This is a genomic window from Alistipes indistinctus YIT 12060 (assembly GCF_025144995.1).
GTDB lineage: Bacteria > Bacteroidota > Bacteroidia > Bacteroidales > Rikenellaceae > Alistipes_A > Alistipes_A indistinctus.
In genome coordinates this window covers 1,878,489-1,893,811 of the sequence record NZ_CP102250.1, presented here as the reverse complement: position 1 = coordinate 1,893,811, position 15,323 = coordinate 1,878,489, and the positions used below count along the sequence as shown (strand labels likewise).

Here is a 15,323-nt window from a genome sequence, read left to right as displayed (position 1 = left end):
TCGAAGTGACAACAAATTTTTCGAAAGGAATTGGCCTACCCAAAAACAGCACACTTTTCCCCCGATTTTCTCAGCCTGAAATCCTGCCTAAAAACCAGCCGAAGCCCCTATCCAGATAAATCGAACGATTAATTCGATGTCGAAAGCATTATAATGCTGTTAATCATGAATTTATCGGCGTATTTGTTATTAACCTTAAACAATTAATTATGAAAGGAACTCTACGATTGTTTTTAGTGCTGTGTATCACAGCATTAAGCATGACGCTGGTTCAGGCGCAGGAGCGGACTTACTCCGGCGTGGTGAAGGGCAGTGACGGGCAACCGGTCATCGGCGCCAGCGTGGAAGTGGTGGGTACCACGGTAGGCACTTCGACGGGCCTTGACGGAGACTACACCATCAAAGCCAAACAGGGAAGCAAAATCAAGTACTCTTTCCTGGGTACGAAGTCCGTGACGGTTACCGCGGGAGCCAGCACGACCATTAACGTCACCCTCGAAGACGATGCCACGGCATTGGACGAAGTCGTGGTACAGGCTTTCGGTACCGTTAAGAAGAAGGACCTGACGGGTTCAATCAGTTCGATCGACTCGAAACTGATCAGTTCTCAATCGAACTCGACGCTATCCAAAGCGTTAGAGGGAGCCATCCCGGGCTTGCAGGTATCTTCTGTCGACGGTCAACCCGGTGTCGACATGGGTATCCGTGTTCGTGGTATTGGCACATCCAGCCAGAACAACGCCAATGCGCTGATCGTAATCGACGGGGTACCGAACACGAACTCCAATGCCTTGACCATGATGAACCCGCGGGATGTGGAATCGATCACGGTATTGAAAGATGCCGCTTCGACCGCCCTGTGGGGTTCGCGCGGCGCCAACGGCGTCGTGATGGTAACGACCAAGAAAGGCCAGCAGGGCAAAGCCAAAGTCACGTTTGACGCTAAATGGGGCATCAACATGATCGGCAGCAACGGTAAACCCGATTTGCTCCGCGATCCGGCCGATTACTATGAAATGACCTGGGAGGGCATTTACAACTCGGTTCGTTACGGAAGCAAGAAAAACTACCAGACCAATTATCAGAATCCGAACATGAGCCATAAGGAGGCGGCCCTGTTCGCCAGCCAGCACCTGTTCAACTACACGGGTAGCACGACAACTTTCAACAGTGCAAACAATTTGACAAACTGGATGTACTATGACGTGCCGGGGGCTAAATACGAATTTACCGGTTCAGGTACTTCCGCTTCGGCTACGATGCTGGACGCCTACCTGATCGATCCGACCACCGGCAAGATCAATGCCAATGCCAGGAAACTATGGAATGTCGACGACTGGGAAGACATCGCATACAACAATCAGTTCCGTCAGGAATATACGGCAACCGTTAGCGGCGCCACGGACAAAACCGATTATTACATTTCCGCCGGTTGGCTGGATGACCCGTCGTATGTCGAAGGATCGATCTTCAACCGTTACAACCTGCGCACCAACATCAACACGCAAGTCACCAAATGGCTGAAAGCCGGCGTCAACGTAGCGTACAGCCGCCGTGCCACGCAGTCTCCTGCAACGCGTTACGGCCGTAACCCGGGTACCACCGTACAGAACGTGTTCCAGTGGGTCAACCTGTACATGCCGCTCGCTTCGTATTATGCGCGGGATCTCAAAGGTAATTTCATGTACGACGACAATGGGAATAAAATTGTTGTCGATGGTCCCGGCGTGCAGCCTTCACCGCTGAATCCAGACGGTAGCGCCGTCCTGGGCCGTTATCCCGTAACTAGCCGTACTTCAGCATACGACCTGAAATACCAGTTGGAAAACGATAAGGACGAAACGATCTACAACGACCTGAACATGCGCGGATATGTGGAAGCCAAGTTCCTCAAAGACTTCACATTCCAGGCCAACCTGGCCGTCGACAACACCTGGGCGATGCGTTACCGCTACATCAGCAAACTGCACGGTGCCGGTGTCCGCGAAAAAGGCGCTTTTGGACGGTCGTACAGCGATTACCAGAACATCAACAGCCAGCAGACGCTGAACTGGGCGCACGATTACGGCAAACACCACGTAGATGCCCTGATCGGCCATGAGTTCAACTGGATGCGTACCTCTTCGCTGAACTACAAGGCCGCTTACAGCTTGATCGAGGGCTTCGATACGTTCGCCAACTATATTTTCCCCAACTCGGGAGGAACTTTCTCCGGTATTGGTGGAGGTGAAGATCAGGAAGCATTGGAGGGTTATTTCCTGCGTGCGAACTACAACTACGACAACAAGTATTATGTAACAGGCTCCGTTCGTGCCGACGGTTCTTCGAAATTCCGTTACAACGACGACCGTTGGGGCGTATTCTGGAGCGTAGGCGGCGCTTGGCGTATCTCTGCCGAACCTTGGGCCGCGGATGCTACCTGGCTGACCGACCTGAAACTGCGTGCCGACTACGGTGTGATCGGCAACCAGAACGGCATCGGCCGCTATTCGGGCTACCAAACATGGAGTTACTCTGCAACCGGTTATACCACTCCGGGCAGCTACAGCCCGGCAGGCTGGAAACTCTCTCAAAATGGCTTCACGACCCCGTTGACCTGGGAAAAGAAAAAAACTGTCGACGTAGGTCTTGACTTCCGTCTGTGGGACCGCTTCTACGGTACGATGGACTGGTACCAGACCAATACGGATGACGTAGCATGGAACGCTCCCATCTCTTATGCAATGTCGGGTCAAACGACTCTTGCTGCTAATAGTGCCAGAATGCGCACCCGCGGTTTCGAGTTGGAGTTGGGCGTCGACATCATCAAAACTCCGAATACATTGTGGTCGTTCAACGTGAACGGTTCGACCTACTATACTACGATACTCGAAGTTCCGGAAGGAACCGGTTCTGCCCAACTGAATGGTTGCTGGACGGCACCGGCGGATGCTTGGAGCATCGCCGGCACAGGTGGTACCAGCAATAATATTACCTATTTGCGCGGTATCGGCAAACCGTATTACAACATGTACATCTACAAATACGGCGGCGTAGACCCGGCTTCCGGCCTTCCGTTGATTGCTTCGACCGTATCGAAAGACAATATCGACAACCTGAAGAAAACGTCGGGGAACGTATACGGGGATATCGTAGAAGGCAACACGGTTTACACGACCGACTATACGCTGGCTACCCGCCAGGAATTCGGCGATGCAACTCCCGATTTCATCGGCGGTTTCGGAACTTCTCTCAAATGGAAAAACCTCGATTTCTCGGCTCAGTTCGCATTCCAGATCGGCGGTAAATTCCTGTCTGTCGCCGATGCGAACCACTACTATCGCAGTGATCAGACCGGTTACTATCACATGTCTGCCGACCTGAAAGGCAATACCTTCACAGCTTCCAACACCGGCGCAAGGTATCCGATGGTCATCTTGAACAACCCCAACAGTAACGGTTATACGGGAGGCTCTACCATCGGCAGCTGGGCATATACCGATATGGCCCTTTACAGCGCTTCGTACCTGAACGTGAAGAACCTCACCCTCGGTTACAACTTCCCGCAGAAATGGATGGACAAGATCGGTATCGGCGGTATCCGCGTGTATGCTTCGTTCGATAACTTCTGGATGCTTACGACTCATAAAGGCATCGATCCGCGCATGTCGTTGGTTGGTGGTATGGATGTCGGTGCTATGGCTTATCCGTATATGCGTACCTGCTCTTTAGGTGTTAATGTAACTTTCTAAAAATCGATAAATTATGAAAAAATACTTGATAGCACTTTCGTTGGTGGGCCTCGTTTCGACCTCATGTTATGAGAAGTTGAACATCGCTCCCCCCAACTCCATCACCAACGAGCAAGTGATGGAATTGCTCCGGACGGGTAACGACGAGACCGTCACAAGCATCATGGGTGCATTGGCGGAAGCTCTGCCCGCCCAGATCAAAGGGGGCGGATACGTTACCTTCAATCAACCGTATTATGCATACAACTACCAATCGCAGGGAACTATCCGTGAAGTGAGCGGAAACGACGTCGTCCTGGGACGTACCACGCCAGGCGGCGATATTGGTAACCTGTACAGCTGCACTAACTTGACCAATCCTGCGGGCGACGACCTTCTGGGCTATTGGAAACGCGGTTACGCGCTGGTCCATGCGGCCAATAAGGTATTCAACATTTTGACCGAAGAGATGGTGGACAACAGTCCGAGTAAAGCCCTGAAATCGTATGCGGGGTGGGGTTATATCACTCGCGCTTACGGGTATCTCTGGCTGATGGAGAACTTCGCCTATCCCTACGATCCGAGCAATGCGTCGCAGTTGGGCGTACCCATTTACACCGTATATTCCGATGCCCAGCCGCTGAAAGCACGTGCGCCTCAGACCGAAGTCTACGATTCCATTTTCAAATGGCTGGATAAAGGTATCGCTTACATGAAAGAGGGGGCTGTTGATCAGGGAAATAACTTTACCCAGAACGGCGAAGGAAAGATCAACCTCGGTTTTGCCTACTTCATTCAGGCCCGTGCCGCATTGTGTGCCCATAAATGGGATGTAGCCGTTTCGGCTTGCGATGAACTGATCAAGAACTATCCTAACCTGATGACTGAGGATCAGTATGTCGCACAGAATAAAAACGACGATACCGGTTATCCTTTCGTCTATTACGCAAGTAATAGCGGTTTTACGTGCCTGAATGCGAATCCTGAAAATATTTTCGGATATACCAATTCGAACAAAGCCTACGGTTCTCAGAACTCGCTGTTCAACGTGATGCTGGGCAGTTACCAGATGCGTATCGACAACCGGTTGTACGATCTGATCGATGCGAATGACTATCGGCGGGCTAACTTCCAGGACTTTGACGGCATGGAATACGGCGCGCCTTCATCGACTGGTTTTACAGAAGGAAATCAACTCACTCTTAGCAGTTACCTCAATGTAAAGTTCGCTGCGAATGTGGGCGTGGGGATGGCAATCGGCAATACCACCGTATCAGATCCTAGCATTATCGATTACTCCATGTTCCGAGTGGCAGAAGCCTACCTGATGAAAGCAGAGGCATTGGCTCAGCAGGGACAGGATGGACCGGCTAAGGAAGTATTGAATCTGTTGTTAGCCAAACGTGCCAAAGCCGGAGCTCTGTTGACGTGCGATAATTACTCCTCTATGGCCGGAATGACCGCATTGGAGATGGTACAACTGCAAACCCGTATCGAAATGTGGGGTGAACGCGGTCTGGAATGGTACAACAACCGCCGTTGGAATATTCCGGTCAATCGCTCCGGATCGTTGGATCATCACAATCCGGGACTCACTTATCCTGTATCGGGTATGACCCTGCCTCTGCCGGACCAGGAGACTCAGACGAATCCTTTGATTGTACAAAATTAAAATGAAAGAATATTGTAAATAGGACTAGTAATGAAAGGAGGGAGAGTAACACTTAATCTAAACAAAGTGTTAACCTTTGCGGAACTGGTTCTATTTACAATATTCATTTTCCATCAGGTGTACGGAATTCCTAAACTCTCACAGAATTGTGGCAGGATCATGAAAGGAAGGTTGTAGGGAGCCACTAAATAAATTAGGGTTAATCTTTCTCGACACGATCCTGCTGCAATTCTTACAAGTATCGCAAACAACAAGTATAGGACATTGTAGTACTCTTTATTAAAATTCATTTTTGCCTAACCTTTTTTACTTCTCAATAATTAATAGGTTAGATTAATCAGTCTCACAGCTGGCCAGGGCGGAACCGCAAGTTCCGCCCTGGTTTTTGTTTGATACATCCGGGTGTCTCCACAATACGACACTCCGACAAAAGCCGGAAGATTCAAGCCGAAGGTTAGTAGCTTTTCCAGTTACTAACCTTCGGTTTGTTTAATGCGTCTAAATACAATACAATCCGGACTTTTTAACCTATATAATAATGTTGTTTTTAGGTCTTTAAATACGCTGTTTAGACATGTAAGAAAGGCGTGCTTCAAACGAACGATTAATTCGATGATAACAAATGTACAATGCTGTTAATCATGAATTTATCGGCGTATTTGTTATTAACCTTAAACAATTAATTATGAAAGGAACTCTACGATTGTTTTTAACGCTGTGTATGGCAGTGTTAAGCATGACGCTGGTTCAGGCGCAGGAGCGGACTTACTCCGGCGTGGTGAAGGGCAGTGACGGGCAACCGATCATCGGCGCCAGCGTGGAAGTGGTGGGTACCACGGTAGGCACTTCGACGGGCCTAGACGGTGACTACACCATCAAAGCCAACCAAGGGAGCAAAATCAAATTCTCTTTCCTGGGTACGAAATCCGTGACGGCTACCGCGGGAGCCAGCACGACTATTAACGTCACATTGGAAGATGACGCACAATCTCTTGAAGATGTAGTTGTTGTTGCGTACGGAACTGCGAAGAAAAAGGATCTAACCGGTTCGATTAGTTCCATTGATTCGAAACTTATCAGTTCACAAGCCAATTCAACGTTGTCTAAAGCACTTGAAGGCTCAATCCCTGGTATTCAGGTATCTTCTGTAGATGGTCAGCCGGGGCAGGATATGGCTATCCGTATCCGCGGTATCGGTACTGCCAACCAGAATAACTCGAATCCGTTGATTGTAGTCGACGGTGTACCCTACAGCGACCAAAACAAAAATATCCTTTCGACGATCAACCCGAAAGATGTGGAATCGATATCAGTCTTAAAAGATGCGGCATCGACCTCTCTATACGGTTCGCGTGGTGCCAATGGCGTCGTGGTCGTAACCACTAAAAAAGGTCAGCAGGGTAAAGCTAAAATCACATTTGAAGGCAAATGGGGCATTAACATGTGCGGGCAGTCGGGATACCCCGATTTGATTGATGATCCGCAGAGTATCTATGAGTGGGCTTGGCGCTCAATTTACAACTCCGCCCGTTATGCTAGCAACGACCTGTACACAACTAATGTGCAGAATCCGAATATGTCGCACGAAGAAGCGGCCAAGTTCGCCAGCCAGCACCTGTTCAACTATACGGGAAGCACTACGGATTTCAGCAGTAAGAACGATTTGGACAACTATCTGTTGTACAAAGTGCCAGGATTGACCGATGCCGGTAATCTGACTACCACGGGTACGGGCACAGCGGCAAGCTCTACAATGAATAATACGTTCCTGGTAGGTACAGACGGTAAACTGAACCCGAACGCTCAATTGCTTTATTATGACAATTGGCGTGACTACTTTCTGCAAAATAAATTCCGTCAGGAGTACAACATCTCGGTCAGCGGTGCAACCGATAAAACGGATTATTACATTTCAGGCGGTTACCTCGAAGATCCCTCGTACATCATGGGATCAAAATTTAACCGCTACAATATTCGTAGTAATATCAACACGCAGGTCACAAAATGGTTGAGAGCCGGTATCAACATGTCGTACAGCCGCCGCGCAATGCAGTCGCCGGGTACCCGTTGGGGACGCAACCCGGGTGATACGAACGAGAATATTTTTATCTGGTTCAACGATGACAATATGCTGGCTCCCATTTGGCGATACAATGAAAACGGCGAGGTATTGCGCGATGATGCCGGAAATAAGCTGGTCAACGACCGTACCGGAGTGGTATATTCTCCGCTGGGTCAAACGGCTCCGCCGATGGCCAACCAGTACGACCCGATTAAAATCGCTCATGATAATATCAACGAGAGCATTTACAACGATATTAACATGAACGGTTATCTGGAGGCCAAATTCTTGAAAGATTTCACTTTCCGCACCTCTTTGGCTGTTGACGAGACTTATATGATGAAATCTCGCTATTTCAACAAAGAGACGGGGCGTTACCGCACATCTGGCGGAGGTTTCGCCCGCAACTACTGGGATTACATGAATATCAACGCTCTCCAGACTTTGAACTGGAGTCATGATTACGGGAAACATCATGTAGATGCCTTGCTCGGTCATGAATTTAACTGGACCCGCAGCTCTTCATTGAACTATGTAAGTTCAATGAGTTTGATTCCTAACTTCAATACATTCGCCAACTTCATCGCATTGAATACTTCGGCTGCGGCCCAGGCTTCACTGGGTAGCAACGGTGGCGGTGAGGACCAGATCGCTCTGGAGGGTTATTTCCTGCGTGCAAATTACAACTATGATAGCCGCTATTTTATAAGCGCCAGTGTCCGTACCGACGGGTCTTCGAAATTCAAAAACGTATCGGACCGTTGGGGATGGTTCTGGTCATTGGGAGGTGCCTGGCGTATCTCGAATGAAGAATGGATCAAAGATGCATCCTGGCTGACCGACCTGAAATTACGTGCTGATTATGGCACTACCGGTAACCAGAGCGGCATTGGAAATTATGCCGGCTATACGACATGGGGATACGCTGCAACAGGCTGGCTGAATTCAGGTGCGTCGATGCCTTCGGGTTGGAAACTGACTCAGAATGCCATGGCCAACTCATCGCTGACCTGGGAGACGAAAAAGACATGGGATGTAGGTCTGGATTTCCGTCTGTGGGACCGTTTCTACGGTACGATCGACTGGTATCGCAGCATGACCGATGACATGCTGTGGAATGTTCCGATGTCTATCGAAAAAGGACAGACCACGATCGCTGCAAACTCCGCTAAAATGAAAACATGGGGTATTGAGTTCGATTTGGGCGTGGATATCATCAAGACTCCGGATATCCTTTGGTCGTTCTCCGTAAATGGCGGACATTATAAAAGCACGATGGCCAATACCCCTGAAGGCGTAGGCGATCCGAAACTGAATAACTGTTGGACTGCAACTTCGGACGCATGGAGCATGTCCGGCGTGGGCGGTGGTGCCGGTATCATTTATTTGCGCGGGGAAGGCAAACCCTACTACAACATTTATCAGGTAAGATACATGGGTGTTGACCAAACAACGGGTTTGCCCCTTTATTCGCATTACGTAACTGCAGCAGAAGCGACTGCCGGGACTTTCGGCTCCGCTAAAGAGGGTGATTTGGTTGGAACGACCAACTACTCGATTGCCGACCGGGTCGAACTGGGCGATGCTACTCCTGACTTTATCGGCGGCTTCAGTACTAGCTTTACTTACAAAAACTTCGATATTGCCGCAACATTTGCATTCCAGATCGGAGGTAAATTCTTCAGTGCCGATTACGGTTATGATGGCTGGTATAATAACCAAAAGATAGGTAAACCCGTTTCGGCAGATATGAAGAATAACACTTGGTCGCCGGCCGGTGCCAATGCCAATGCCACCTACACGAATACGGGCGCCAAATTCCCGATGCAGATTTATGCCAATCCGAACGGTGCCAGCTGGCCTGCCAGCGGTATCGCATGGGGTAGCTCATGGCAATATACCGATATGTCGTTGTTCAATGCCTCATACTTGAGCGTCAAGAACATTACGGTAGGCTATAATTTCCCGCAACGGTGGATGGACAAGATCGGCATCGGCGGCATCCGCGTCTACGCATCGCTCGACAACATGTGGCTGATTACCAGTCAGTCCGGCATTGACCCGCGTATGGATATCACCGGAGGTTGGGCTGTCGGTCGAGGAACTTATCCTTACATGAAGACCTGCTCGCTGGGTGTTAACGTAACTTTCTAAAACAACACAATTATGAAAAAATACTTAATAGCACTTTCATTGGTGGGGTTAGTCACCTCTTCATGCTACGAAAAGCTGAATATTGCTCCTCCCAACGCCATCACCGACGAACAGGTAAAGGAGTTACTTGCCACCGCGGATGATGAAACGATCGAAGTCATTTTGGGCGGAGTCGCTGGCGGACTGCCTACAGAGATACTCAAAAACAATTCCAAGGGTGGAGCTTTGGAATATCGTTATGGCTCGTATTTCGGAATGTTGCCCATGCGTAGCTTCGAAGGTAATGATGTCGTGTTCGGACAACAAGCGACCGCAAGCGGGTTTGGCCGCGACGAGTATGCTTTGACGGATTTCCGAACTGCCAATTCAACCAGAAACTATCCTTACTGGGAACAAGGTTGGGTTTGGGTAACTGATGCCAACAAAGTGCTCAATGTCGTTGATGACAAGACAGTAGGTAACAATGCGACGATGAAGAAGTACCAAGCTTGGGCTTATCTAATCCGGGCTTATGCCTATAACTGGTTGGTGGATAACTATCAGCAAGCATATATGGCTGGAGGCAAAGACAAACTCGGCGTTCCGTACTATTCTTACTACAATCCTGCTCAGCCCTATCAGGCTCGTGCTTCTCTGCAAAACTGCTACGATTCGATCAACAAAGATCTGGACAAAGCGATTGCCGGGTTCACGGCCGACGGGTCGAACGGTTTTACCGAGGCTAAAGACGATCTCGATGCCGGTGTAGCCTACTTCCTGAAAGCTAAAGTAGCGCTGGCTACAGGCCAGTGGAGTACGGCTATTCATGCATGCGACCAGATCATCGCCGTATATGGGGCTCAATTTATGTCGCAGGGACAGTATGTGGCCCAGAATATTCCGGATGCGACAGGGAAAGCCCAATACTATGCCGTTAATTCAGGTTTTCTGTCACTGGCACAGAATCCCGAATGTATTTTAGGATGGCCTCTTGCCCAGACCAAAGACAAAGCTTACCTGGTTTATTTTTTCAATACTTACGGATGTTGCAGCGGCGGTTCGGGCGGCAATTATGCCCGTATCGACGATCGCCTCTATGACAAGATCAACGAGAATGACTACCGCAAACAGAATTTCTGGGTAACCGGTTTACCTGATACAGATTATGAATATGCTAACGGAACTTCTACCAAAATCCTTCCGTACTCGAACCTGAAGTTCGCCTGCACCGTGGGAACAGGCGGCGGGACCGATCCGTCTCAGGCGAAAGCGACCTCATTTTTTACAGACGTTATTCTGATGCGTCTTTCGGAGGTTTACCTCATGAAAGCGGAAGCGGAAGCGCAGAGCGGCACAGGGGATGCAAAAGCTACGTTGAATATCCTATTGGCAGCTCGTACCAAAGAAAGAGCCACGCCATTAACCTGCGATTCCTACACGGAAATGAAAGGCCTGTCTGCATTGGAAATGGTTCAACTTCAGACCCGCATCGAAATGTGGGGTGAAAACGGTCTGGAATATTACAACAACAAACGTTGGAATAAGCCAGTAGATCGTAACGGATCCAATGTACACTGGATTAAAGCCACGACCCTGACCGTTCCAAATATGGCTTTGCAGATTCCGGAAGAATCGACGAATTATAATGATCTGATTGTACAGGATAACTAATAAGTTGACCTTTAAAATCAATCAACGCGTCAACAAATCGTAAGTTTTAAGGTCTGCGACAGAATTGGGAACGAGAAAGAGCAGAGGAGAGCATATCATTATTCATTTGTCGAACCCAGTTCTGTCGCAATTCTGCTTAAAGTCAACCAACCTTAACACATCAACAAACTTAAATAATTTAACAACTTTCATTCTACTTTCATTTTGCCTAACCTTTTTTACTTCTCAAATAATTAATAGGTTAGATTAATCAGTCTCACAGCTGGCCAGGGCGGAACCGCAAGTTCCGCCCTGGTTTTTGTTTGATCACTCCGCCCGATTTAACGAATCTGCATATTCCGCCAAATCAGCCGGAGGGTAGTGGCGATTACTGCCACTACCCTCCGGCTTTTCACTACACCTAAATAAATTATTATCTGGACTTTTTAAGACACTTCATAATGTTGTTTTTAGGTCTTTAAATACGCTGTTTAGGCGTGCCGAAAAGGCGTGCTTCAAACGAACGATTAAAACTGCTAAAACGGTCTTTACAAGGCTGTTCGTCATGCAGTTTCTCGGCGTATACCTTTTTATTAACCTTAAACAATTAATTATGAAAGGAACTCTACGATTGTTTTTAACGCTGTGTATGGCAGTGTTAAGCATGACGCTGGTTCAGGCGCAGGAGCGGACTTACTCCGGCGTGGTGAAGGGCAGTGACGGGCAACCGATCATCGGCGCCAGCGTGGAAGTGGTGGGTACCACCGTAGGTACTTCGACGGGCTTGGACGGTGACTACACCATCAAAGCCAACCAAGGAAGCAAAATCAAATTCTCTTTCCTGGGTACGAAGTCCGTGACGGCTACCGCGAGTACCAGCTCCACCATCAACGTCACCCTCGAGGACGATGCCACGGCATTGGACGAAGTCGTTGTACAGGCTTTCGGTACCGCCAAGAAAAAAGACCTGACCGGTGCCGTCAGCTCGATCGACTCGAAACTGATCAGCTCACAATCCAACTCGACGCTGTCGCGTGCACTCGAGGGCGCAATCCCCGGTTTGCAGGTGGCTTCGATCGACGGACAGCCCGGTGTCGACATGGGTATCCGTGTCCGCGGTATCGGTTCCGGGACCCAGAACAACTCGGACGCACTGATCGTGATCGACGGTGTGCCTAACACGAACTCGAACGCGCTTTCCTCGTTGAACCCGAAAGATATCGAATCGATCACGGTATTGAAAGATGCCGCTTCGACCGCCCTGTGGGGTTCGCGCGGCGCCAACGGCGTCGTGATGGTAACGACCAAGAAAGGCCAGCAGGGGCGCGCCAAAGTGACTTTCGAAGGCCGCTGGGGCATCAACCAGCAGGGACCGTTCACGTATGAAAAGATCGACGATCCGGCCAGTCTGTACGAATGGGCATGGCAGTCGATCTACAACACGGCCCGTTTTTACGGCGGCAAGGACTTCACGACCAACGTAAAGAACCCGAACATGAGCCACGAAGAGGCGGCCCTCTTCGCCAGCCAGCACCTGTTCGACGCACCGGCTCTGGGCAAAACCTCAGGGTTTGCACAAAACTCTTTGGGCAACTATATGCTCTACAACGTTCCGGGGGCAAAATACATCTCTACCGGCAGCGGTTCGTCGGCCAGTTCGACGATGACGGGTGCTTACCTGATCGATCCGATGACCGGCAAACTCAACCCGAACGCTGAATTGCTTTACTGGGATCCCTGGGACGGCCATTTCCTGCAGAACCGTTTCCGCCAGGAGTACAACGTTTCTGTCAGCGGCGCCACCGACAAGACCGACTATTTCATCTCGGCCGGTTACCTGGAAGACCCCTCTTACATTCAGGGATCGCAGTTCAACCGCTACAACGTCCGCAGCAACATCAACTCGCAGATCACCAAATGGCTGAAGGCCGGTATCAACATGGCTTACAGCCGCCGGGCCGTACAGTCCCCGGCAACGCGCTACGGCCGTAACCCGGGCAGCGCCGTCGCCAACGTATTCCGGTGGGTGAACGGTCAGAGCGCCCTGATTCCGCTCTTCCAACGCAACGCCGACGGCTCCTACATCCTGGATGCCGCAGGCAACAAACAATACACCTCTGCAGCGGAACAGAACGGATCGGTAGTCGGTCCGACCGGCGGTCCCACCTCGACCGCAAATCTGGATTACATCCTGAACCACGACAAGGACGAGACGATCTCGAACGACATCAACATCCGCGGTTATGTGGAAGCCAAGTTCCTCAAAGACTTCACATTCCAGGCCAACCTTTCGACCGACCAGACCTTTGCGATGCGCAGCCGCTACTGGAACCCCGTAACCGGCAGTGCCGTATCGACCGGCGGCGCATGGGGCCAGAACTACAACGAATACAACAACATCAACACGCAGCAGACCCTGAACTGGGCCCACGATTACGGCAAGCACCACGTGGACGCCATGATCGGGCACGAGTTCAACTGGAACCGCGGTTACAGCCTGAACTACAAGACGCAAAGTTCGATCATTCCCGACTTCCAGGCATTCACGAACTTCCTCGCACTGAACGGCGGCGCCACTTTCAGCGGCATCGGAGGCGGTATCGATGAGGAAGCTCTCGAAGGCTACTTCATGCGGGCGAACTACAACTACGATAACAAATACTACGTAACGGCATCGGTTCGTACCGACGGTTCTTCGAAATTCCGGTACAACGACACCCGCTGGGGCACCTTCTGGTCCGTAGGCGGCGCATGGCGTCTTTCGGGCGAATCCTGGCTGGCCGATGCGACCTGGCTGACAGACTTGAAACTGCGCGCCGACTACGGTATAATGGGTAACCAGAATGGTGTGGACCGCTACTCGGGCTATCAGACCTGGAGCTACGGGGCCAACGGATATACTTACAGCGGGACCAACGTCGTTCCGGCCAACATCACGTTGGGTCTCGGCAACTACGTAAACTCCGGCCTGACCTGGGAGAAGAAAAAGACCTTCGACATCGGCCTCGACTTCCGCCTGTGGGATCGCTTCTACGGTACGATCGACTACTACAACATCACCGTCGACGACATGATCTGGGCTCAACCGATCGCCATCAGTCTCGGCCAGCCTTCGATCGACCGCAACAACGCGAAGATGCGCAACCAGGGTATCGAAATCGAATTGGGCGTAGACATCATCAAGACCCCGGATATCCTCTGGTCGTTCTCTGTAAACGGCACGCACTACACCAACAAAATCATCGGTGTCCCCGAAGGAATCGGAACCGAAGCTTTGAACGGGGGTTGGACGGCAGGAGTCGATGCCTGGAGTAAAGGCGGCGGCGGAGCTGTTGGAAACATCGTCTACCTGCGCGGCAAAGGCAAGGACCTGTACAACATGTACCTGTTCAAATACGGCGGCGTAGACCAGGCTTCCGGTCTTCCGCTGTTCGCTTCCACCGTCTCTTCGTCCAACATCGACAAGCTGCAAAAGGCGTCGCACGTTTACGGTGACATCAAGGAGGGCAATGTAGTCTATACGACCGACTACTCGCTGGCTACCCGCCAGGAGTTCGGCTCGGCCACTCCGAAGTTCATCGGCGGCTTCAGCACCTCGTTCCGTTGGAAAGACCTCGACTTCGCGGCTACGTTCGCATTCCAGTGCGGCGGTAAGTTCTTCAGCAACGAATACGCACTCAACCTTTATAACAACCAGAAACTAGCCGGCGCACTTTCCGCTGAAATGAAAGGCAATACCTGGACCCCGGACAACACCGGAGCCAAATTCCCGATGCAGATGTACGGAACCACTTACACCAACGGTGCCGAAATCGGCAGCTGGATGTATACCGACATGTCGCTGTTCAGCGCCTCGTATCTGAACGTGAAGAACCTGACCCTCGGCTACAACCTGCCGCAGAAATGGATGGACAAGATCGGCATCGGCGGCATCCGCGTTTACGCTTCGGCCGACAACGTGTGGATGTGGACCCAGCATGCCGGCATCGACCCGCGCATGTCGCTGGTCGGCGGTTACGAAGTAGGTGCCTATGCCTATCCCTACATGCGTACCATGTCCCTGGGTGTTAACGTAACTTTCTAAAACCTCAAACAG

Annotated in this window: 5 protein-coding genes; all 5 read left to right on the top strand. The window is 50.6% G+C overall.

The window, feature by feature from the left end:
• The first annotated feature begins 209 nt into the window (after positions 1–209).
• The 5 genes from NQ495_RS07930 to NQ495_RS07910 all read left to right on the top strand — a co-directional run bounded on the left by NQ495_RS07930 (position 210) and on the right by NQ495_RS07910 (position 15,311).
• Entirely contained in the window at positions 210–3,731 is a 3,522-nt protein-coding gene (locus tag NQ495_RS07930; RefSeq protein ID WP_259801043.1) for a SusC/RagA family TonB-linked outer membrane protein, read from the top strand.
• A 13-nt stretch (positions 3,732–3,744) separates the two neighbouring features.
• Entirely contained in the window at positions 3,745–5,382 is a 1,638-nt protein-coding gene (locus NQ495_RS07925) for a RagB/SusD family nutrient uptake outer membrane protein (protein WP_009133482.1), read from the top strand.
• A gap of 721 nt (positions 5,383–6,103) precedes the next feature.
• Positions 6,104–9,598 (top strand): SusC/RagA family TonB-linked outer membrane protein, encoded by a 3,495-nt coding sequence (locus NQ495_RS07920; RefSeq protein ID WP_232208889.1) that lies wholly within the window; start codon positions 6,104–6,106, stop codon positions 9,596–9,598.
• A 12-nt stretch (positions 9,599–9,610) separates the two neighbouring features.
• A complete protein-coding gene (locus tag NQ495_RS07915) occupies positions 9,611–11,248 on the top strand; it encodes a RagB/SusD family nutrient uptake outer membrane protein (protein ID WP_009133486.1) in 1,638 nt (545 codons plus the stop codon).
• Between the two features lie 628 nt (positions 11,249–11,876).
• A complete protein-coding gene (locus tag NQ495_RS07910; protein ID WP_232208890.1) occupies positions 11,877–15,311 on the top strand; it encodes a SusC/RagA family TonB-linked outer membrane protein in 3,435 nt (1,144 codons plus the stop codon).
• Positions 15,312–15,323 lie beyond the last annotated feature (12 nt).

Bases quoted from the DNA above. Each gene is read 5' to 3' on its own strand.
- NQ495_RS07915 (WP_009133486.1), top strand. From the start codon at position 9,611: ATGAAAAAATACTTAATAGCACTTTCATTGGTGGGGTTAGTCACCTCT.
- NQ495_RS07925 (WP_009133482.1), top strand. From the start codon at position 3,745: ATGAAAAAATACTTGATAGCACTTTCGTTGGTGGGCCTCGTTTCGACC.
- NQ495_RS07930 (WP_259801043.1), top strand. From the start codon at position 210: ATGAAAGGAACTCTACGATTGTTTTTAGTGCTGTGTATCACAGCATTA.
- NQ495_RS07920 (WP_232208889.1), top strand. From the start codon at position 6,104: ATGGCAGTGTTAAGCATGACGCTGGTTCAGGCGCAGGAGCGGACTTAC.
- NQ495_RS07910 (WP_232208890.1), top strand. From the start codon at position 11,877: ATGGCAGTGTTAAGCATGACGCTGGTTCAGGCGCAGGAGCGGACTTAC.